Here is a 19,433-nt window from a genome sequence, read left to right on the forward strand (position 1 = left end):
GAGATCAATGAGGGAGCACAGTGGTGGTGGCGCAGGACGGCCCGGAGAATCGGGCCGGCACCGAGAGCAGTGGCGCCGTCGCACTGGCCGCTCCCCCGCCCCCCGGGGCGACCGCCGTCTCCGCACCCGTCCCCGGGCGCGGCGCGCTCTGGGGCGTGCTCTCCACCTGGACGGTCACCCGGGTCCTGCTGATCCTGATCACCGCCGGCATCATCAAGCTCGGCGGCCTGGACGTGACCGCCGACGTCTCGGTGATCTACCACGGCTGGTACGAGGTGCTGCAGACCGGCACCTTCCCGATGGACGACGTGACCTGGCAGTACCCGCCGGGCGCCGCCCTGGTGATGCTGCTGCCGGGCCTGCTGCCCTGGTCCTACCTGGTCTCGTTCTGGGTCTTCGCGATGCTCTTCGACGCCATCGCGCTGGCCATGCTGGTCCGCTCCGGGCTGCGCCGCGGCCGGGCCCTGTCCGGCGCCTGGACCTGGGTGATCGGGGTCCCGCTGCTCGGCCCGACGGTGTACTGCCGCTACGACATCCTGGTGACCGCCATCGCGGTGGCCGGCCTGCTGGTGCTGCTGCGCCGGCCGGTGCTGGGCGGCGTGCTGCTGGGCATCGGCGGCCTGATCAAGATCTGGCCGCTGCTGGCGCTGGCCGGCACCCCGCGCGGGCGCCGCACCCGGCGCTCCTGGACCTCCGCGGTGGCCGCGGTGGCCACCCTGGCCTTCCTGATCGCCGCGGGCATGAACGGCGCCTTCCAGTTCCTCACCTTCCAGGCCGACCGCGGCATCGAGGTGGAGTCGGTGGGCGCGCTGCCGCTGCACTTCGCCCGGATGTTCGGCGGCTGGCACGGGCTGGTCTCGATGAACTACGGCTCGGTGGAGTTGCTCGGCCCCTGGGTCTCGGTGATCTCCAAGGTCTCGATGGCCGCCACCCTGGCCGGCTTCGGCTGGCTGCTCTACTGGCGGCTGCGGGCTCGCCGCTGGCAGACCGGCACGCTCTACGACGCCGCGCTCTGCGCGCTGCTGCTCTTCACCGTGACCAGCCGGGTGATCAGCCCGCAGTACATGGTCTGGCTGGTCGGCCTGGCCGCGGTCTGCATGACGGTGCGCGGCACCAGCCAGCGTCCGGTGGCGGTCATGGTGCTGGTCGCCACGGCGCTGACCACCGGTGAGTTCCCGGCCTTCTTCGCGGACGTGGTGGGCAGCCAGCCGATGGGCGTGGCGATCCTGACGGCCCGGAACCTGCTGCTGGTGGCCACCACGCTGCTGTCCTGCCGGCGGCTCTGGCTCTCCACCCAGGGCCCCCGCCCCGAGCCGGGCACCGCCGCCACCGCGGTGCTGCCGGCCGCCGAGCAGTCCTCCTACCCGGTGCGCCCGGGCATCGCCTACGAGCAGAGCCTGCTCGACGACTGACCTTTGACGGCTGACGGCGCCCCGGCGCCCCGTCAGGCCTCCGGCGCGAGCCGGCTGCGGACCTCGGCGATCCAGGCGGCGGTGAACTCCGCCAGGCCGTAGCCGAGCCGGTGCCGGAGCACCTGGTCCAGCTGCTGCTCGCGGCCGGCCCCGGACCCGGCGGCGCCGACCGCCCGGTAGACGTCCACCAGCGCCTGCTGGCCGTGCTGGCGGGCGATCAGGTCGCAGGCCAGCCAGGCGAGCTCGTAGGCCTGCGCGATCCCGGCCGAGCCGGCCGCGAAGTCGGCGTCGGCGGGCAGCGCGGCGGGCAGCCTGCCGGCCGCCACGTCCTCGGTCAGCTCGGGTGCGATCTGCCGGGCGGTGCGGCCGGTGGCCAGGTAGCCGGTCCAGTCCGCGACGCCCTCGGAGAGCCAGAGCGGGGTCCACGGGTGGGTGTCCGCCCGGGTCGCCACATGGGTGCACTCGTGGGTCACCACCACCTGCCGGCCCACCTCGCTGAGCTGGCGGTAGGCCTCCGGGTTGACCATCACCCGGTCCGCCGGGGTGTCCACCGGCGCGCCCGCCGCGGCGCTGGTGACCGCGGCTATGCCCTGGTAGGCGGCCGGGTCCTCGCCGAGCAGCTGGGCGAACTGCGCCTCGGTGGCGGGCAGCTGGACCACCAGCCGGCCGGCCCAGCCGGTGCCCCAGACCGCGCTGACGGCGGGCACCGCCCGGTCGGCCACGGCGGCCAGCGCGGCCAGCTCCTCCGGCGCGGCCGGCCCGAGCACCAGGCAGTGCGCGCCGTGCACCGGCCGCACCGGCCCGGGCGGGTCCCAGGGCGCGGCGGCGCTGCCCGGGGCGGCCGACTCGCCGGCCACCGCCCCGCCGGCCAGCTCGATGCGCCGCTTCAGCACCGCGGGGAAGTCGTCGTAGCCGAGCAGCCGGTAGCGCAGCTCGGCGGTGACCGAGCGGGCGTCCCGGTCCAGCGGGCGGTACTCCAGCTCGGCCAGGTCCAGCGCGGCCAGCGGCCCGGCCCGCAGCTCCCGGGCGTGCGCGGCCAGCACGGCGGCCAGCCGGTCCGCGGCGGCCCGGCCGCCCTCGGCCGCCGGCGCCGGGGCCTGGGCGAGCGGCAGCGAGAGCTGGGTGAGCGCGCCGGCCACCAGCACCAGGACGGTACGCCGGGACACCCCGGTGCGGCCGGCCGCACCGGGGTGTCCGTGGTCCGCCAGGTGCTCGCCCGGCAGCCGCTCGACGGCGCTCAGACCCGCACCACCGCCGCCACCGGCATCGCGGAGACGCTCTCGTAGCGCACCCGGGCGCCCGGGTGCGGGGCGTGCACCACCGTGCCGCCGCCGACGTACATGCCGACGTGGTGCATGTCCTTGAAGAAGATCACCAGGTCTCCCGGTCGCGCCTCTGCCAGGCTGATCCGCTGCCCCCCGAACGCCTGCGCCTGCGAGGTGCGCGGCAGGCTCACTCCGGCCTGCCGCCAGCTCCAGTACATCAGACCGGAGCAGTCGAAGGCACCGGGCCCGGTCGACCCGTAGACGTACGGGGAGCCGATCCGGCTCAGCACGGCGGCCACCGCGGCGGCGGCCCGGTCCGAGGCGGCGGGCTGGCTGCCCAGGTCGATCCGGTCGGCGCCGCGGGCGGCCCGCTGCTCGGCCTGGTCCGCGTCCTGGGCGGCCAGCTGGGTCCGCTCGGCGGCGGTCAGGCTGTTCAGCAGCGCCTGCGCGCCGCGCAGCTTGGCCTGCACCTGCTGCTTGCTGCGGCCCAGCGCGTCCCGCACCGCCTCCAGCTCGGCCAGCTTGCCGGTGGCCTCGGCCCGGCGCTGGTCGAGCCGGCGCTGCTGCTGCTGGATGCCGCGCAGCGAGTCGGCCCGCTCCCGGCCGAGCTGGGCCAGACTGCTGGCCCGGGCCAGGTAGCCGTCGGGGTCGCTGGAGAGCATCAGCTGCACCGCCGGGTCCATCCCGCCGGCCCGGTACTGGGCCGCGGCGAGTCCGGACAGGCCGGTCCGCATGGTGTTGAGCTGCTCCTGGTCGGCGGCCACCTCGCCCTGCAGCGCGGTGGCCTCGGCCTGCAGCCGCTTGGCGTCCTCCTCGGCGGCGGTGGCCCGCTCCGAGGCCTGCTCGGCCTCCGCGTAGAGCTGGTCGACCTGGGCCTTGACCTCGTTCTTGTCGGGCCGCCCCGCCGGGTCCGCCTGCGCGCCGCCGGCCGTTATCGCCAGCGCCGTGGTCGCGGCGGCAGTGACCGCCAGGACCCGGGCGAGCCGCCGGGGGCCCTGCTGGGAGGTACGGCCCGGGAGTACCGGGCGTTGCGGCATCGCCATGGGCTGACGACTCCAATCGGCTGCTGGTCGTGTCCGAGCGCCGACGTTAGCGAGTCGGGACCAACGAGTCCAAACCCCTGCTGATACGAATATTTGATCCAAAATCAGACATCTGCACCAGAACGGCCCGGCTCCCTTGCGGGGGCCGGGCCGTTCCCTGACGACGCGTCAGTCGCCTCAGGGGCGGACGATCGCCGCGATCGGCATCACCGTCGCGGACTCGTACCGGACGTTGGCGCCGGTGTGCGGGGCGTGGATGATCTGGCCGCCGCCGACGTACATGCCGATGTGGTGCATGTCGGAGTAGTAGACGATCATGTCGCCCGGCTGCGCCTTGGAGATGTCCGTGCCGATGTTGGTGCCGGCCGAGGCCTGCTCCTCGGAGGTGCGCGGCAGCGAGACGCCGGCCTGCGCGTAGGCCCACTGCATCAGGCCGGAGCAGTCGAAGGAGGTGGGGCCGGTGGCGCCGTAGACGTACGGCATGCCGAGCCGGGTGATCGCGGCGGCGACGGCGGCCGAGGCGTGCGAGCCGCCGGTCGAGGCCACCGTGGACGGCGGGGTGCTCGTGGTGCCGCCCGAGCCGGCGGAGCCCGTGGAGCCGAGGTCGGTGCGGGTGGTGTCGCGGGAGGCGGCGGCCTGCTGGGCGGCGGCGGCCTTGGCGTCCGCGGCGGCCTTCTCGGCGGCGGCCTTGTCGGCGGCGGCCTGCTTGGCCTCGGCGGCGGCGATCGCCTGGCGCTGCTGCTCGGTCAGCGAGTTGAGCAGGTCCTGGGCGGCCTTCAGCTTGCCCTGGACGTCGTCCTTGGCGGCCTTCAGCTGCTGGGTGGTGGCGTCCAGGTCGGCGAGCTTGCTGCTGGCCTCGCTCTTGTCCTGGTCCAGCTTGCGCTGCTCCTGCTGGAGCTGCTTCAGGGTCTCGCCCTGGGTGCTGTTGAGCTCGTTGATCGAACCGGCCTGGGTGAGGAAGCTGTCCGGGTTCGAGTTGAGCATCAGCTGCACGGTCGGGGATATCCCGCCGTTGGCGTACTGGTCGGCGGCCACCCCGGCCAAGCCGTTCTGCAGGTTGGTCACCTGGTCCTGCTGCCGGGCCACCTGGTCCTGCAGCTGGGTCACCTGCTGCTGCAGCGCCTGCTGCTTGCCCTGCGCGCCCTCGTAGGCCTGGCTCGCGGCCTCGGCCTTGGAGTTCAGGTCATCGACCTGGGCCTTCACCTGGTCCAGCGTGGGCGCCGGGTCGGCGTGCGCGCCGGTCTGTGCGGAGAGGGCGACGGCGGTCGCGGCAGCGGCGGTCAGGATCGACGCGCGGGTACGGCCGACGGGCTTGGGACGACGATGGGACGCCACGAATCCTTCTTCCTCAGACCGCCTACCGGGTGAGCTGACGGGTTCGGGCTGGAAGACGTGCCCTACGACGCCTCACCGGCCTGCCGGCCGACCTGGCGCCGATTCACCCCGGAGGAACGAGTGGTTCCCCGGCTCCGGTCCGCAGCACCCCCTGAGGGGCTCCCCCATCGGACAGTCAACTGTCCGCGCTGCTTTCCAGACTCGGCGGTAACCCCCGCTGTCACCCGGGTCGGGTGAACGCCATCGCGGTGGTCGTTAGGTGACCCTAGTGACAGATCCGTGATCTGTTCAAATCCTTGTCGGAAGAAAGGTCCAACTTTGACTGTCCGTGATATGACCCTCACCGACCCGTGATCGAGCCGTGCACGCAGCAGTGGTGCGGCTCACAGCACGACTGACCGGCCCTCACCCGGGGGGCCGGCCGGTCGGGGCGACGGAGCGTCAGACCCGGCGGATGGTGTTGATCGGGCCGATCACGGTGGCGTCCGCGATCCGGACCACGTCGCCGGTGTGCGGGGCGTGCACCACCTTGCCGTTGCCGATGTACATGCCCACGTGGTGCCGGTCCGCGCCGTAGATCACCAGGTCGCCGGGCTGCGCCTGGGAGAGGCTGGGCACCGCGGTGCCGACCGTGGCCTGCTCCTGCGAGGTGCGCGGCAGCGAGACGCCGGCCTGGTTGTAGGCCCAGAGCATCAGGCCGGAGCAGTCGAAGTAGGTGCTGCCGGTGGCGCCCCAGACGTAGGCGTCGCCGAGCTTGCTCAGCGCGGCCTGCACGGCCTGGCCCGCGTAACCGCCGGCCTGCGGCAGGTTGACGGGCTGGCGGGTGTCGCTGCGGGAGGCGCGGTCCTGGGCGGCCAGCGCGGCCCGGTCGGCGGCGCTCAGCGAGTTGAGCAGCTTCTGGGCGGCGGTCAGCTTGGCCTGCACGTCCGCCTTGGCCTGGTTCAGCTCCTGGGTCGAGCGGTCCAGCTCGGCCAGGGTGTCCGCGGCTTCCTTCTTCTCCTGGTCCAGCTTGCGCTGCTGGCCGGTGAGCGACTTCAGCGCGTCCGTCTCGGTACTGGTGGCCACCTGCATGCTGGCCGTCTTGTCCAGGTAGGACTGGGGGTCCGAGTTGAGCATCACCTGCACGGCGGGGTCGATCCCGCCGTTGCGGTACTGGTCCCCGGCGACCGCGGCGAGGCCGGACTGCAGGTCCGTCACCTCCTGCTGGGTGCGGGCGACCTGGTCCTGCAGCTGGGCGGCCTGCTGGCGCAGCTGGTCGCCGCGCTCCTTGGCACCGTCGTACTTCTCCGAGGCGGCCTCGGCCTGCTGGTTCAGCCCGTCGACCTGCGCCTTGACGTCGTCCAGCGACGGCTTCGGGTCGGCCCAGGCACCGGTCTGCGAGGAGACGGCGACCGCGGTGGCCGCAGCGGCGGTGAGCACGGCGACGCGTGCACGGCTCGGCTGCTTCGGACGGCGGTGGGACGCCAAGGTACCGCTCCTTCTTCTGCCGGTCTCACCCGATCGAGTGAGTGACCGGAAAAATAGGTTTGACGCCGGACCCTACTGAACATCAGAACGTAGCGCCACTCCCCCGGCCGACGCTCACCCTTCGGTGGAACGCCCTTCACCCGAGCTTCACCCGGAGCCGGTCGGGACCGGTACCCGAACCACCCGTCAGCTCCGGGACAACCGGTTGAGCAGCAGAGTCGAGGAGACCGGGCGCGCGCCCGCCTTCCGCACGCCGTCGGCCACCTCGCGGTCGGCCGAGACCACCACCACCGGGCGGCCCTGCGGCTCGGCCCGGACCAGCTGCCGGATCAGCTCGTCGGCGGTCTGCCCGGTCCGGCTGAACCGCACCCGGACCCCGCGCGGCGGCGCCATGATCACCGGCACGTCCAGGTCCTGGCCGTCGAAGACGCAGGTCACCTCGGCCTGGGTGCGCTGGGCCAGCATCGCCAGCCCGCCGAGCAGCCGCAGCCGCTGCTGCTCCAGCGGCAGCGTCGGGTAGCCCGTCTTGGTCACGTTGTAGCCGTCCACCACCAGGTGCACCTGGGGGATCGCCAGCAGCTGGTCCAGCAGCGCCGGATCGTCCTCGGCCAGGCCGCGCCGGGCCACGTCGTGCGGCGAGGCCGAGCCGGGCGCCACCGCGTCCACCAGGTCCGCCGGGTGCAGCTGGGTCACCGGCAGCGCCAGCTCCCGCTGCAGGCCCTGGGCGGACTGCAGCACGGTGTCCAGCAGCAGCCGCAGCCGCATGTCCGCCACGCTGCGGCCCTCCCGGGCGGAGCGCCGGCCGGACTCCAGCGCGGCCTCCAGCTCGGTCACCCGGTGCCGCAGCCGGCGCGCCTCGCCCTCCGCGGCGGCCCGCTCGCCGGCCGCCGCGCCGCGCGCCGCCTCCAGCTCGCCCTGCAGCTTGCGGCTCTCCGCCTGAGCCCGCTTGGTGTCCGCCTCCAGGCTGCGCACCTTCTTGCGCAGCGCCTCCAGCTCCCGGCGGGTGCCCTCGCCCTCGGCCCGCTGCCGCTCCAGATCGGCCCGGGCGGTGGCGCGGGCGGTGGCCAGCTCCTCCTGCAGCTTCTCCACCAGCCGGGCCGCCTCGGCGGCCGCGTCGGCCACCTCGGAGCGCTCGGCCTGCTCGCCGGCCTCCGCCACCAGCCGGGTCCAGCCCTTGGTGCGCAGCAGGTAGGCGGCGGCCGCCACGTCCAGCGGCTCGGCCGCGCCCGGCACCTGCCCCGCCTCCAACGCGCCCACCAGATCCGGCTGGCCGGCTCGCAGCCGGTCCGCTATCCGGGACCGGAAGACCGGGTCGGCCTCCAGCGCGGCGGCCAGCGCGGTGCCCGCGTACCGGGCCCGGCGGGCGGCGGTGAACTTGGCGTAGGGGCGCAGCGTGGTCGGCAGCTCGGCCACCGGCAGCCCGCCGAGCGCGTCCGCGGCCAGGCCGACCACCCGCCGCCGGACGCCCTCCGGCAGCGGCCGGTCCAGCTGCTCGGCGGCCGCCGGAGCCGTCTCCGGGACCGCCTCGGACGCCGGCTCACCCGCCGGCTCGGGCGCTCCGGGCCCGGTGGCCTGACTCGCTGCGTCCATCGCGTCCTCGGCTCCGATCCCTGGTCTGCTGACACACCGCTCGGAACAATTGTCTCGTGCGCGGTGCCGCGACGGACACCACGCACGGGACGGAGCGCTCCGCAGCGGCCCGCCGTCAGCCCTCCGCGCCGGGGCGGGGCACCAGCTCGACCTGGTCCACCGCGTTGCACCAGCGGCAGCGCACCGACTCGACCGTCTCGCTCAGCACCTCGCGCTCCTCCACCTTCGGCTCCCCGGCCAGGTCCAGGTGGATGAACTCGACGGTGCGCGCGGAGCGGGTGACGTCGAACCGGGTGAGGTTGCCGCAGAGCGTGCAGCGCCAGCGGGTCTCGGCCGTGGGCAGGGGGACGGTCATGGCGTGGTGGTCCTCTCGACGGCTCTGGTCCGGGCCGGGTGCCGGCCAGACGCCCAGCCTATGGGCTGGTTCCGGGCCGCCGGGGGTCGAGGGCCGAGATGTCCATCTGCTGGACAGCTCACCCGCCCGCCGTACACCGGGGGTGTCGCGGGCCGCACCGTGCGGAATGGATCGGCGCATGCCCGAGGTCCGTGAGCCGCCCCGCCCGCTGGTCTGCTACCTGCTGATCGCGGTGAACTGCCTGGTCTTCCTGGCCGGGCCGAGCGGGCTGAACCCGGCCTACGGCACCGGGCCGGCCGAGCGGGTCTGCGCCGCCCAGCGCTACCAGCAGCGCTGGGGCGCGGTGCCCGCCGAGCTGCTGAGCGACCGTCCGCTGACCGCGGCCCAGCTGGACGGCGCCGCGCCGCCGCTGCCGGACTGCCCGCTGCGGCCGACCCCCGGCAAGCGGCCCTGGCTCTCGGCCGGCACCGCGCTCTTCATGCACGGCGGCTGGCTGCACCTGCTGGGCAACCTGCTCTTCCTCTTCGTCTTCGGCCCGGCGGTGGAGCAGCGGCTGGGCCGGACCAGGTTCCTCCTCTTCTACCTGGCGGCCGGTCTGCTGGCCAACTACGGCTACGCGTTCGCCGCGCACGGCGGCCCGGCCGCGCTGCAGCCGCTGGTCGGCGCCTCCGGCGCGATCGCCGGGGTGCTCGGCGGCTACCTGCGGCTCTACCCGCGGGCCCGGGTGACCGCGCTGGTGCCGCTGCTGCTCTTCCTGCCGCTGCGCTTCCCGGCCTGGCTGGTGCTGGGGCTCTGGTTCGCGGTGCAGTGGTGGTCGGCGCCGGCGCTGCGGCCCGGCACCGCGCAGTCCGGGCCGGGCATCGCCTACCTGGCGCACGTGATCGGCTTCGCGGCCGGCTTCCTCGCCCTCTGGGTCGGGACCCGGCGGGCCGGATACCCTGATCCCGTCCCCAATCCAGGAGCCTCCCAGTGATCACTGCCATCGTGCTCGTCAAGTCCAGCGTCGACCGGATCCCCGAGATCGCCGAGGCCATCGCGGCCATCGAAGGGGTGAGCGAGGTGTACTCGGTGACCGGCGGCTACGACCTGGTCGCGATGGTGCGGGTGCGCCGCCACGAGGACCTGGCCGAGATCATCCCCGGCCGGCTGAACAAGGTCCCGGGCGTCGCCTCGACCGAGACCCACATCGCCTTCCGCACCTACTCCCAGCACGACCTGGAGGCGGCCTTCGCGATCGGCCTGGAGTAGCGGCCCTGGAGTAGCGGCGGGGCCGATCCACCGTCAGCGGCGGGTGTCCGCCACGCAGCGGCCGCCCTCGTTGCGGTAGCTCCAGCGGGCCCCGTCGGTGACCAGCTCGCGCACCGCGGCCAGGAAGCGGTCCACGTGCTCCAGCGGGGTCCCGGCGCCGAAGCTGACCCGGATCGCGTTCAGGCTGCGCTCCCCCGGCAGCGAGGGCTCCGGCGCCCCGCACTCGGAGGGCGCGGCCTCCTCGCCGCCGAGCAGGGTGCGGACCAGCGGGTGCGCGCAGAACAGCCCGTCCCGCACGCCGATCCCGTACTCGGCGGAGAGCGCCGCCGAGAAGTGCGAGCTGTTCCAGCCGCGCACCACGAAGGAGAGCACGCCGACCCGCGCCGAGCCCGCCCCGAACAGGTTGAGCACCCGCACCTCGGGGATCGCGGCCAGGCCCTCGGTCAGCCGCTCGACCAGCCGCTCCTCGCGCTCGCGCAGTGCCTCCCAGCCGGCCTCGGTGAGCGCCCGGCAGGCCGAGGCGATCGCGTAGGCGCCGATGACGTTCGGGGAGCCGGCCTCGTGCCGGGCCGGGCCGCGGTGCCACTCGACCGCCACCGAGCCGTCCTCCTGCCGGGCCACGGTGCGCGAGGCACCGCCGCCGGCCAGGTAGGGCTCGGCCGCGTCCAACCAGTCCGCGCGGCCGGCCAGCACCCCGGCGCCGAACGGGGCGTAGAGCTTGTGGCCGGAGAAGGCGATCCAGTCCACGTCCAGCTCGCGGACCGAGATCCGGTGGTGCGGGGCGAGCTGGGCGGCGTCCACCACGACCCGGGCACCGTGCCGGTGCGCGGTCTCGGTCAGCTCGGCGATCGGCCAGAGCTCGCCGGTCACGTTGGAGGCGCCGGTGACACAGAGCAGCCGCGGGCCCTGCGGGCAGTCGGCCAGCGCGGCGTCCAGGGCCGCCACCGCCTCGGCGTGCGAGCGCGGCGCGCGCAGGTAGCTGACGGAGAGTCCGGCGTGCTGCCAGGGCAGCAGCGAGGCGTGGTGCTCGGTCTCGAAGGCGAACACCCGGGTGCCGGCCGGAACGGCGGCGGCCAGCAGGTTGAGCGAGTCGGTGGTGGCCCGGGTGAAGACCACCTGGTCGCCCTCGCGCAGGTCGAGGAAGTCGGTGACGGCCTGCCGGCTCTGCTCGTACAGGTCGGTGGAGAGCTGCGAGAGGTAGCCGGCGCCGCGGTGCACGCTGCCGTAGTACGGCGCGTAGGCGGCGACATCCTCCCAGACCCGGCGCAGCGCCGGGGCGCTGGCCGCGTAGTCCAGGGCCGCGTAGCCGACCTTCTCGCCGGAGACCAGCGGCACCTCGACCTCGGCGCCCAGGACGGGCAGCGGCTCCGCGAGGCCGACAGGGGCGGGGGCGGTGAAAGCAGTGGTGGACGACATCGGGACGCACTCCTCCAGGGGTCAGGGACCCCGGGGTGCGAAAAGTCCGGTGGTCCGCGCTTGCCCGGCGGACGTCTGCCGCCTGGCCCGGTCTTCACCCAGGGCACCCCGCCACGGACGGAGGGTTGCCGGACAGCAAGCTGGGGCTCGTCGCGCTGTCACTCATGACCTGGGCCAGACTCTAGGCAGCCGCCCGAAGCGTGGTCAAATGCCGTTCCACCATTCGGACCGGTTACCGCATGGTGGCAGCCCGCATGGTGGCGCCCGCCCAGCGCTCCAGCAGCTCGGCGGCGGCGCCGGAGTCCAGCGCGGCGGCGGTCCGCTTCATCGCGGCGGCCAGTTGCTCGGTCAGCGGCGCGTCGGTCGGCTCCAGCGCGACCAGCGCGGCGGCCGAGTTGAGCACCACCGCGTCGCGCACCGGCCCGTGCTCCCCGCCCAGCACCCGGCGGGCCACCGCCGCGTTGTACTCGGGGTCGCCGCCGCGCAGCGCCTCGATGCCGACCAGTTCGATGCCCAGCTCGCGCGGGTCCAGCACGGTCTCGGTGACCTGGCCGTCGCGCACCACCCAGACCCGCGAGGTGGTGGAGATGGTGAGCTCGTCCAGCCCGTCGTCGCCGCGGAAGACCAGGGCGCTGGCGCCCCGCTCGGCCAGCACCCCGGCGATCAGCCCGGCCAGCCGGGTGTCGAAGCATCCCACGGCGTGGGCGGTGACCCGGGCCGGGTTGGTCAGCGGCCCGAGGATGTTGAAGGCGGTCGGCACCCCGAGGTCGCGCCGGGCCTCGGCGGTGTGCCGCATCGAGGGATGGAAGAGGGCGGCGAAGCAGAAGGTGAGGCCGACCTCCTCGGCCACCTCGGCGACCCGGGCCGGCGTCAGGTCGAGCCGCACGCCCAGCTTCTCCAGCACGTCCGAGGAGCCGCTGGCGGAGGAGGCGGCCCGGTTGCCGTGCTTGACCACCTTGGCGCCGGCCGCGGCCGCGACGATCGCCGACATGGTGGAGATGTTGACGGTCTTGGCCCGGTCGCCGCCGGTGCCGACGATGTCCACCGCCGGGCCGGGGACCTCCAGCGGCCGGGCGTGCCGGTACATCGTCTCGACCAGGCCGGTGATCTCGTCCACCGTCTCGCCCTTGGCGCGCAGCGCGATCACGAAGCCGGCCACCTGCGCGGGGCTGGCCTCGCCGCTCATGATCCGGTCCATCGCCCAGGCACTGGCGGCCCGGTCCAGGTCGGTCCCGGCGAGCAGCGCGGAGAGCACGTCGGGCCAGGTGCGGCTCACCTGCGCGGGGACCTCGCCGCCGTTCACAGGGTTCTCGTTCACCATGGCCGACTCTCCAGTTGCGCCGTTGTGGAAGGACCCGGCCAGCGTAGCGAGCGCGGAAGGGCCGCCGTCCGCAGGACGGCGGCCCTTCTCTCCTGTTGAGACGGTGCCCGGGCCGCGGCCCGGGCACCGTCCGCGGAGGTCAGCGCGCCAGCTGGCGGGCCCCGACCCGGGCCCGCAGCAGGGTGGCGGCGGCCTCGGCCAGCGCCACCGGGTCGACCGGCTGCGAGATCGCCGCGTCGGCCCGGCTCCAGGCGGCCAGCCAGCTGTCCTGCGGACGGCCGATCAGGACCAGCACCGGCGGGCAGCCGTAGATCTCGTCCTTCACCTGCCGGGCCAGCCCCAGGCCGCCGGCCGGCACCGCCTCGCCGTCCAGGATGCAGAGGTCCACCCCGCCGCGCTCCAGCGCCCGGAGCACCGCCGGGGTGGTGGCGCACTCCAGGTACTCCACCTCCGGGAGGTCGGCGGCGGGCCGCCGGCCGAGGGCCGAGAGCACCTGCGCCCGGGTGTTGCGGTCGTCGCTGTAGACGAGGACGGTGAGCGCCTCGCCGCTGCTGTGCGTCATCGGACCTGCTCCCAAGTGTCAGACGAATGTGATCCAGACCACGTCCACCACCTCCGGATGCTACTCCCGATCACCCGTCCCGGTGAGCGTCCGGCACGAGATCGCTGCCGACCGATGCGATCCGGCCGCGCCCGAGCGGCTGAGCCGGCGTCACCCGCGCGGGCGAGGGGACGTCAGCGGGCCGTGCTGACGGGCCGTCCGGGGCCACCGGGACCGGCAAACCCGCTGGTGCAGCCATCCGGGCATACCGCACGCACCGGACACTCCGAGGAAGACCCCCCGACGTGAAGACGGAATAAGGGACCGACATAATGTCGGTCGTGGCGACAGCAACAGCAACAGAAACCGGGCACGCGCATGGATCGGTCAACCGACCGAACATGACCAGCGTCGGAACCATCGTCTGGCTGAGTTCCGAGCTGATGTTCTTCGCGGCCCTCTTCGCGATGTACTTCACGGCACGCTCCGTGAAGGGACCAGACTTCTGGGCCGAGAAGGCGCATGCCCTCAACGTCCCCTTCTCCTCCGTGAACACCACGATCCTGGTGCTCTCCTCGCTCACCTGCCAGCTCGGCGTCTTCGCCGCCGAGCGCGGTGACGTCAAGAAGCTCCGCTCGTGGTTCTCCATCACCTTCGTGATGGGCGCGATCTTCATCGGCGGCCAGATCTACGAGTACACCTCGCTGGTGAAGAAGGACCACCTCTCGTTGTCCTCCGACCCGTACGGCACGGTGTTCTACCTGACCACCGGCTTCCACGGGCTCCACGTGACGGGCGGTCTGATCGCCTTCCTGCTGGTGCTGGGGCGGACCTACGCCGCCAAGCGGTTCACGCATGAGCAGGCCACCGCGGCGATCGTCGTGTCGTACTACTGGCACTTCGTCGACGTGGTCTGGATCGGCCTGTTCGCGACCATCTACCTGATCAAGTAGCCGATCAGGTCGCTGGCTCGCCGGCCGGACCCGCCCGCCCCCGCGGCGCCGGGTCCTTTGCCCGTGCCCTATGCCCCCTGCCGGTGCCGACACCGACACCGGGCCACCACCAGACGACCAGATCCTGACACCGGGGTAATCCGTGAAAAAGCTCTCCGCACGACGGCGCCACCCACTGGCCGCGCTCGTCGTCCTACTCTTCGCCCTCGTGGCCTCCGGGGGGCTGTACGCCGCGTTCGCGCCCACCGAGCAGGCGCAGGCCGACAGCTCCGCGCAGTCGCTTGAGATCGACGAGGGCAAGCGCCTCTTCGCCGTCGGCTGCTCCTCCTGCCACGGCCTGAACGGCGAGGGCTCCAGCCTGGGCCCGAGCCTGGTCGGTGTGGGTTCCGCCGCGGTCGACTTCCAGGTCGGCACCGGCCGGATGCCGGCGCAGCAGCCCGGCGCGCAGGTGCCGAAGAAGCAGAACATCTACAACCAGTCGGAGATCGACCAGCTGGCCGCCTTCGTCGCCTCGCTGGGCCCCGGCCCGGTGACCCCGACCAAGGACCAGTACACCTCGACGGAGACGGACGCCATCGCCAAGGGCGGTGAGCTGTTCCGGACCAACTGCTCCCAGTGCCACAACTTCGCCGGTGCGGGCGGTGCGCTGACGCAGGGCAAGTTCGCCCCGTCGCTGGAGAACGTCGACCCGAAGCACATCTACGAGGCCATGCAGACCGGCCCGCAGAACATGCCCTCCTTCCCGGACAGCACCATGCCGGAGAAGCAGAAGCAGGAGATCGTGGCCTTCGTCCGCTACCAGGCGAACGAGGCGCCCAACCCCGGCGGTCTGTCGCTCGGCAGCCTCGGTCCGGTCACCGAAGGCCTGTTCGGTTGGATCTTCGGCCTCGGCGTCCTGATCGCCGTCGCGATCTGGGTCGCCGCCCACACCACCAAGGCCAAGAAGTCATGAGCCACGACATGTCTGACGACAAGCTGCCGACGGCGCACGACGCCGTCCACGGCCACGGCGAGGTCGCCGTCGCCGACAACCCGTTCGCGGACCCGGGGCTGCCGCCCCACGAGCCGCGCCGCACCGACATCGACGAGCGCGCCGCCAAGCGCGCCGAGCGGCAGGTGTCGCTGCTCTTCGTCGTCTCGATGCTCGCCACGATCGGCTTCATCGCCTCCTACGTGGCCATCGACGCGGACAAGATCGTCTACATCTTCCCGCTGGGCCACATCAGCGCGCTGAACTTCGCGCTGGGCATGACCCTGGGCATCGCGCTCTTCTGCATCGGCGCCGGCGCCGTGCACTGGGCCCGCACCCTGATGTCGGACGTCGAGCTCCCCGCCGAGCGGCACGCCATCGAGGCCGACGACGAGGTCCGCGCGGACGTCATCGAGCAGTTCAAGACGGGTGCCGCGGAGTCCGGCTTCGGCCGCCGCAAGATGATCCGCAACACCATGATCGGCTCGATGGCCCTGGTGCCGCTCGCCGGCGTCGTGCTGCTGCGCGACCTCGGCCCGCTGCCCGAGAAGAAGCTGGACAGCACGGGCTGGAAGGAGGCGACCCCGGACGCGCCGATCCGCCTGGTGAACATGAACACCAACGAGCCGATGATGGCCTCGGACATCGCGGTCGGCTCGCTGACCTTCGCCAAGCCCGGCCCGTCCGCCTCCCGCCCGGGCGGTCTCCAGGAGTCCGACGAGGACTTCCAGGAGGCGATCGCCAAGGACGCGCTGATGCTCATCCGCATCCAGCCGGAGGACATCAAGGACGACAAGTCCAAGGCCCTGGGCTTCGAGGGCGTGCTCGCCTACTCCAAGATCTGCACCCACGTCGGTTGCCCGATCTCGCTGTACGAGCAGCAGACCCACCACGCGCTCTGCCCGTGCCACCAGTCGACCTTCGACCTCTCGGACGGCGCCCGCGTCATCTTCGGCCCGGCCGGCCACCCGCTGCCGCAGCTGAAGATCACCACCGATGCCTCGGGCTACCTGATCGCCACCCAGGACTTCGCCAAGCCCGTCGGCCCGAGCTTCTGGGAGCGCAGCGCATGAGTTCCTCGACCAGCGCCAAGCAGGCCGCTCCGGCCAGCACCCGCGCCAAGCCCGCGAACAAGGCCGAGGCCGCCGCGGACTACCTGGACGGTCGGCTGGGGATCTACTCCCTGGCCAAGGCCAACCTGCGGAAGATCTTCCCGGACCACTGGTCCTTCATGCTCGGTGAGATCTGCCTCTACACCTTCATCATCATCATCCTGACGGGCGTCTACCTGACGCTCTTCTTCAAGCCGAGCATGGGCGAGGTCGTCTACAACGGCTCCTACGCCCCGCTCAACGGCATCCACATGTCGGAGGCCTACGCCTCGACGCTGAACATCAGCTTCGAGGTCCGCGGCGGTCTGCTGATCCGTCAGATCCACCACTGGGCCGCCATCGTCTTCGTCGCCGCGATGTTCGTGCACATGATGCGCGTCTTCTTCACCGGCGCGTTCCGCAAGCCCCGCGAGATCAACTGGATCTTCGGCTTCCTGCTGCTCTTCCTGGGCTTCTTCGACGGCTTCCTGGGCTACTCGCTCCCGGACGACCTGCTCTCCGGCACCGGTATCCGGTTCATGGAGGGCGCCATCCTGGCGGTGCCGCTGGTCGGCACCTACATCTCGATGTTCCTGTTCGGCGGCGAGTTCCCCGGCACCGACATCGTGCCGCGGTTCTTCACCATCCACGTGCTGCTGATCCCGGGCGTCATGCTCGGCCTGCTGGTGGCGCACCTGATCCTGGTCTTCTACCACAAGCACACCCAGTGGGCGGGCCCGGGCCGGACCGAGAAGAACGTCGTCGGCATGCCGCTGATGCCGGTCTACATGGCGAAGGCGGGCGGCTTCTTCTTCCTGGTCTTCGGCATCATCGCGGCGATGTCCGCGATCGCCTCGGTCAACCCGGTCTGGGCCTACGGCCCGTACCGTCCGGACCAGGTCTCCACCGACGCCCAGCCCGACTGGTACATGGGCTTCGCCGAGGGCCTGATCCGCGTCATGCCGGGCTGGGAGATCCGCGCCTGGGGCCACACGCTCAACCTGGGCGTGTTCATCCCGCTGATGCTCTTCCCGCTGGTGCTGGTCGCCATCGCGGTCTACCCGTTCATCGAGAGCTGGATCACCGGCGACAAGCGCGAGCACCACATCCTGGACCGCCCGCGCAACGCCCCGGTCCGCACCGCCCTCGGTGCCGCCTGGATCAGCCTGTACCTGGTGCTGCTCTCCGGCGGTGGCAACGACCTGATCGCGACCCACTTCCACCTCTCGCTGAACGACATCACCTACTTCGTGCGCGTCGGCTCGTTCGTCGTCCCGGTGATCACCTACTTCGTCACCAAGCGCTGGTGCCTCGGCCTCCAGCGCCGGGACAAGGAGAAGGTGCTGCACGGCCGCGAGACCGGTGTCATCAAGCGGCTGCCGCACGGTGAGTTCGTCGAGGTGCACGCCCAGCTCGACCAGACCCAGCTGCACAAGCTCACGGCCCACGAGCAGTACGAGCCGCTGGAGCTGCCGGCCGAGACGGACGAGAACGGCGTCGCCCGCAAGGTCGGCCTGCTGACCAAGACCCGGGCCAAGCTCTCCGAGAGCTACTTCGGCGAGGGGAACCAGATCCCCAAGCCGACCGTCGAGGAGCACGAGGAGATCACCAGCGGCCACGGCCACCACTGATCCCCCCAGCGTCAGCCACCTGAGGGCCCCCGCCCGGCTTCGGCCGGGCGGGGGCCCTTGGCGTACCCCCTCCGCGGGCCCGGGCCCCGGCATGATCCCGCTGTCATATTCCGCCGGCCCCGGCTGGGTGCAGAATATGGTGACGCCCCGTCAGCCCCCTCCGTGAGGAGCCGCAGCAAGTGCAGCTGAGCATCGACCACGCCGGCCCCACTCCCCCGTACGAGCAGTTGCGCTCGCAGATCGCCGAGCAGGCCAGGACCGGCGATCTGCCGGCCGGGCTGAAGCTGCCGACGGTGCGGGCGCTGGCCGAGCAGCTCGGCCTGGCCGCCAACACGGTGGCCCGGGCCTACCGCGAGCTGGAGGCGGACGGCGTGGTGGAGACGCACGGGCGGCGCGGCACCCTGGTGGCAGCCGTGGGCGACACCGCGCACCGGCTGGCGGCCGCCGCAGCCACCGAGTTCGCCGACCGGGCGCACCGCCTGGGCCTGAGCCGCGACGAGGCCCAGGCGGCCCTGTCGGGCGCGCTGGACCTCGTCTACCGGAACGGCTGACCGGCTACTGCACCTGCGGCTTCAGGGTGGCCGCCGCCTGGGCCGCCGCGGGCGGCGCCTCGGTGCTGACCGGATGGCCCAGCGCGCTGCCCTTCTGCCAGTCCTCCCAGCTGAGGTTCCAGTCGCCGAAGCCGTTGCCGAACGGCTCCATCTGGTGCCCGTGGCTGTTGACCACCTGGACGATGTCGCCGACCCGGGTCTGCTCGTAGAACCACTTGGCGTTGTCGGTGCTCATCCCGGTACAGCCGTGGCTGACGTTGTCCACGCCCTGGGAGGCCACCGACCAGGGCGCGGCGTGCACGTACTCGCCGCTCCAGGTCACCCGGGTGGCCCATTCGACCTTGAGGTCGTAGGCATCGCTGGAGCCCTGGGCGATGCCGATGGTCTCGCTCTTCATCTGCACCGAGCGCTCCTGGCCGAGCACCACCTTGATCCCGTTGCGGGTGTCGAAGCCGGGCTTGCCGGTGGTCACCGGCATGGTGCTGACCACCTCGCCGTTGCGCTTGAAGGTCAGCTGGTCGGCGGCGGCGTCCACGATCGCCTCCACCCGGTCGCCGGTGGTGAAGGAGAGGCCGGAGGAGGGGCCGCCGTACAGGCCGGCTCCGTCGATCGCGGTGCCCTGGCCGTCCCAGCCGAGCTTCACCCTGGTGCCGGCCGGCCAGTAGTCCTTCGGCCGGAAGTGCAGGTTCTTGCCGTCCACCCAGTACCAGCCGCCGGTCACCGCGGGCGTGGAGGAGACCGTGAGGGCCTTCTCCACCCGCTGCCGGGCCGCCGGGTCGCTGACCGGCTCGGAGAGCTGTGCGGTGAGCGGCTCGCCCACCCCGTAGGTCTCCCGGCCCAGGTCCGGGCCGAGGGTGACGGTGAGCAGGTGGTCGGCCTGCTTGGTGGTGAACTCGGCGGTGGTCTCGCCCCGGCCGCCGTGCCCGTCGGCGGCGGCGATCCGGGCGGTGTAGCGGGTCGCCGGGACCAGCGGGGCGGTGCTGTGCCAGCCGTGGCCGTCGGTGTCCAGCGCGCCGGCCACCTGCCGCCCGCCCGGTCCGCTGAGCACCACGTCGGTCACCGTGCCGCCGCCCTGCGCGGTGACGGTGAACGGCTGCCCCGGGTCTGCGTCGGGCGCCGCCGAGGTGTGCACCAGCCGGGCCGCGTCCACCGCGTGCGGCGGGGCCACCGCGTGGCCGCCCGAGCCGCCGGAGCAGGCCGCGAGCGGCGCCGCCAGCAGCGGGGTGAGGGCCAACCAGGCCGCT

Annotated in this window: 18 protein-coding genes and 2 riboswitches; of the genes, 8 read left to right on the plus strand and 10 right to left on the minus strand. The window is 72.8% G+C overall.

Translation table 11 applies throughout. The features are described from left to right. The first annotated feature begins 23 nt into the window (after nt 1-23). Nucleotides 24-1,412, plus strand: a complete 1,389-nt coding sequence (locus tag ACFYNO_RS02790) for a glycosyltransferase 87 family protein (RefSeq protein WP_388004068.1) — start codon at nt 24-26, stop codon at nt 1,410-1,412. A 32-nt stretch (nt 1,413-1,444) separates the two neighbouring features. Here ACFYNO_RS02790 and ACFYNO_RS02795 read toward each other — a convergent pair whose 3' ends face one another. The 6 genes from ACFYNO_RS02795 to ACFYNO_RS02820 all read right to left on the minus strand — a co-directional run bounded on the left by ACFYNO_RS02795 (nt 1,445) and on the right by ACFYNO_RS02820 (nt 8,467). After that, nucleotides 1,445-2,578 carry a hypothetical protein gene (locus ACFYNO_RS02795; protein ID WP_388004071.1) on the minus strand — a complete coding sequence of 378 codons (1,134 nt, stop codon included), beginning with the start codon at nt 2,576-2,578 and terminating at the stop codon, nt 1,445-1,447. Nucleotides 2,579-2,649: 71 nt separating this feature from the next. Beyond that, nucleotides 2,650-3,720, minus strand: coding sequence for an NlpC/P60 family protein (locus tag ACFYNO_RS02800; protein ID WP_388004074.1), 1,071 nt, complete (start codon nt 3,718-3,720; stop codon nt 2,650-2,652). A gap of 177 nt (nt 3,721-3,897) precedes the next feature. Beyond that, nucleotides 3,898-5,055 carry an NlpC/P60 family protein gene (locus ACFYNO_RS02805; RefSeq protein ID WP_388004077.1) on the minus strand — a complete coding sequence of 386 codons (1,158 nt, stop codon included), beginning with the start codon at nt 5,053-5,055 and terminating at the stop codon, nt 3,898-3,900. 3 nt (nt 5,056-5,058) lie between these two features. Beyond that, nucleotides 5,059-5,212: riboswitch (cyclic di-AMP (ydaO/yuaA leader) on the minus strand. A 284-nt stretch (nt 5,213-5,496) separates the two neighbouring features. Continuing rightward, nucleotides 5,497-6,522, minus strand: coding sequence for an NlpC/P60 family protein (locus ACFYNO_RS02810; RefSeq protein ID WP_388004080.1), 1,026 nt, complete (start codon nt 6,520-6,522; stop codon nt 5,497-5,499). 186 nt (nt 6,523-6,708) lie between these two features. Then, nucleotides 6,709-8,112 carry an NYN domain-containing protein gene (locus ACFYNO_RS02815; protein WP_388004083.1) on the minus strand — a complete coding sequence of 468 codons (1,404 nt, stop codon included), beginning with the start codon at nt 8,110-8,112 and terminating at the stop codon, nt 6,709-6,711. Nucleotides 8,113-8,227: 115 nt separating this feature from the next. Further along, nucleotides 8,228-8,467, minus strand: coding sequence for a hypothetical protein (locus ACFYNO_RS02820; RefSeq protein WP_388004086.1), 240 nt, complete (start codon nt 8,465-8,467; stop codon nt 8,228-8,230). Between the two features lie 178 nt (nt 8,468-8,645). Between ACFYNO_RS02820 and ACFYNO_RS02825 the strand changes: the two genes are divergently transcribed. Then, a complete protein-coding gene (locus ACFYNO_RS02825; protein ID WP_388004088.1) occupies nt 8,646-9,440 on the plus strand; it encodes a rhomboid family intramembrane serine protease in 795 nt (264 codons plus the stop codon). Beyond that, the gene (locus ACFYNO_RS02830; protein WP_388004091.1) at nt 9,437-9,715 is read left to right on the plus strand and encodes an Lrp/AsnC ligand binding domain-containing protein; all 279 of its coding nucleotides are present in this window, start codon (nt 9,437-9,439) and stop codon (nt 9,713-9,715) included. The genes ACFYNO_RS02825 and ACFYNO_RS02830 overlap by 4 nt, the downstream gene beginning before the upstream one ends. Before the next feature lie 33 nt (nt 9,716-9,748). Here the strand turns inward: ACFYNO_RS02830 and ACFYNO_RS02835 are convergent, their stop codons facing one another. The 3 genes from ACFYNO_RS02835 to ACFYNO_RS02845 form a co-directional block, all read right to left on the minus strand. Beyond that, nucleotides 9,749-11,131, minus strand: coding sequence for an aminotransferase class V-fold PLP-dependent enzyme (locus ACFYNO_RS02835; RefSeq protein ID WP_388004094.1), 1,383 nt, complete (start codon nt 11,129-11,131; stop codon nt 9,749-9,751). 51 nt (nt 11,132-11,182) lie between these two features. Next, nucleotides 11,183-11,301, minus strand: a riboswitch (SAM riboswitch). Between the two features lie 62 nt (nt 11,302-11,363). Next, nucleotides 11,364-12,452, minus strand: coding sequence for an anthranilate phosphoribosyltransferase (gene trpD / locus ACFYNO_RS02840; RefSeq protein ID WP_388004097.1), 1,089 nt, complete (start codon nt 12,450-12,452; stop codon nt 11,364-11,366). Nucleotides 12,453-12,591: 139 nt separating this feature from the next. After that, a complete protein-coding gene (locus ACFYNO_RS02845; RefSeq protein WP_388004100.1) occupies nt 12,592-13,014 on the minus strand; it encodes a hypothetical protein in 423 nt (140 codons plus the stop codon). Between the two features lie 311 nt (nt 13,015-13,325). Between ACFYNO_RS02845 and ACFYNO_RS02850 the strand changes: the two genes are divergently transcribed. From ACFYNO_RS02850 to ACFYNO_RS02870, 5 genes are all read left to right on the plus strand, one after another. After that, nucleotides 13,326-13,946: a heme-copper oxidase subunit III gene (locus ACFYNO_RS02850; RefSeq protein WP_388004103.1), complete on the plus strand. Its 621-nt coding sequence runs from the start codon at nt 13,326-13,328 to the stop codon at nt 13,944-13,946. A 142-nt stretch (nt 13,947-14,088) separates the two neighbouring features. Further along, complete coding sequence (locus ACFYNO_RS02855) at nt 14,089-14,898, plus strand: c-type cytochrome (protein WP_388004106.1); 810 nt, start codon at nt 14,089-14,091, stop codon at nt 14,896-14,898. An 8-nt stretch (nt 14,899-14,906) separates the two neighbouring features. Beyond that, nucleotides 14,907-15,989: a Rieske 2Fe-2S domain-containing protein gene (locus ACFYNO_RS02860; protein ID WP_388004109.1), complete on the plus strand. Its 1,083-nt coding sequence runs from the start codon at nt 14,907-14,909 to the stop codon at nt 15,987-15,989. Continuing rightward, on the plus strand, nt 15,986-17,638 hold the full coding sequence (locus tag ACFYNO_RS02865) for a cytochrome bc complex cytochrome b subunit (protein WP_388004112.1): 1,653 nt from the start codon (nt 15,986-15,988) through the stop codon (nt 17,636-17,638). The genes ACFYNO_RS02860 and ACFYNO_RS02865 overlap by 4 nt, the downstream gene beginning before the upstream one ends. A gap of 179 nt (nt 17,639-17,817) precedes the next feature. Beyond that, nucleotides 17,818-18,189, plus strand: a complete 372-nt coding sequence (locus ACFYNO_RS02870) for a GntR family transcriptional regulator (protein ID WP_388004115.1) — start codon at nt 17,818-17,820, stop codon at nt 18,187-18,189. Nucleotides 18,190-18,193: 4 nt separating this feature from the next. Here the strand turns inward: ACFYNO_RS02870 and ACFYNO_RS02875 are convergent, their stop codons facing one another. Continuing rightward, on the minus strand, nt 18,194-19,423 hold the full coding sequence (locus tag ACFYNO_RS02875) for an Ig-like domain-containing protein (RefSeq protein ID WP_388004118.1): 1,230 nt from the start codon (nt 19,421-19,423) through the stop codon (nt 18,194-18,196). Between the last annotated feature and the right edge of the window lie 10 nt (nt 19,424-19,433).

The organism is Kitasatospora sp. NPDC006697, from assembly GCF_042869935.1.
Lineage (GTDB): Bacteria > Actinomycetota > Actinomycetes > Streptomycetales > Streptomycetaceae > Kitasatospora.

Bases quoted from the DNA above. Each gene is read 5' to 3' on its own strand.
- ACFYNO_RS02800 (WP_388004074.1), bottom strand. From the start codon at position 3,720: ATGGCGATGCCGCAACGCCCGGTACTCCCGGGCCGTACCTCCCAGCAG.
- ACFYNO_RS02815 (WP_388004083.1), bottom strand. From the start codon at position 8,112: ATGGACGCAGCGAGTCAGGCCACCGGGCCCGGAGCGCCCGAGCCGGCG.
- ACFYNO_RS02820 (WP_388004086.1), bottom strand. From the start codon at position 8,467: ATGACCGTCCCCCTGCCCACGGCCGAGACCCGCTGGCGCTGCACGCTC.
- ACFYNO_RS02825 (WP_388004088.1), top strand. From the start codon at position 8,646: ATGCCCGAGGTCCGTGAGCCGCCCCGCCCGCTGGTCTGCTACCTGCTG.
- ACFYNO_RS02835 (WP_388004094.1), bottom strand. From the start codon at position 11,131: ATGTCGTCCACCACTGCTTTCACCGCCCCCGCCCCTGTCGGCCTCGCG.
- trpD (WP_388004097.1), bottom strand. From the start codon at position 12,452: ATGGTGAACGAGAACCCTGTGAACGGCGGCGAGGTCCCCGCGCAGGTG.
- ACFYNO_RS02845 (WP_388004100.1), bottom strand. From the start codon at position 13,014: ATGACGCACAGCAGCGGCGAGGCGCTCACCGTCCTCGTCTACAGCGAC.
- ACFYNO_RS02850 (WP_388004103.1), top strand. From the start codon at position 13,326: ATGTCGGTCGTGGCGACAGCAACAGCAACAGAAACCGGGCACGCGCAT.
- ACFYNO_RS02860 (WP_388004109.1), top strand. From the start codon at position 14,907: ATGTCTGACGACAAGCTGCCGACGGCGCACGACGCCGTCCACGGCCAC.
- ACFYNO_RS02865 (WP_388004112.1), top strand. From the start codon at position 15,986: ATGAGTTCCTCGACCAGCGCCAAGCAGGCCGCTCCGGCCAGCACCCGC.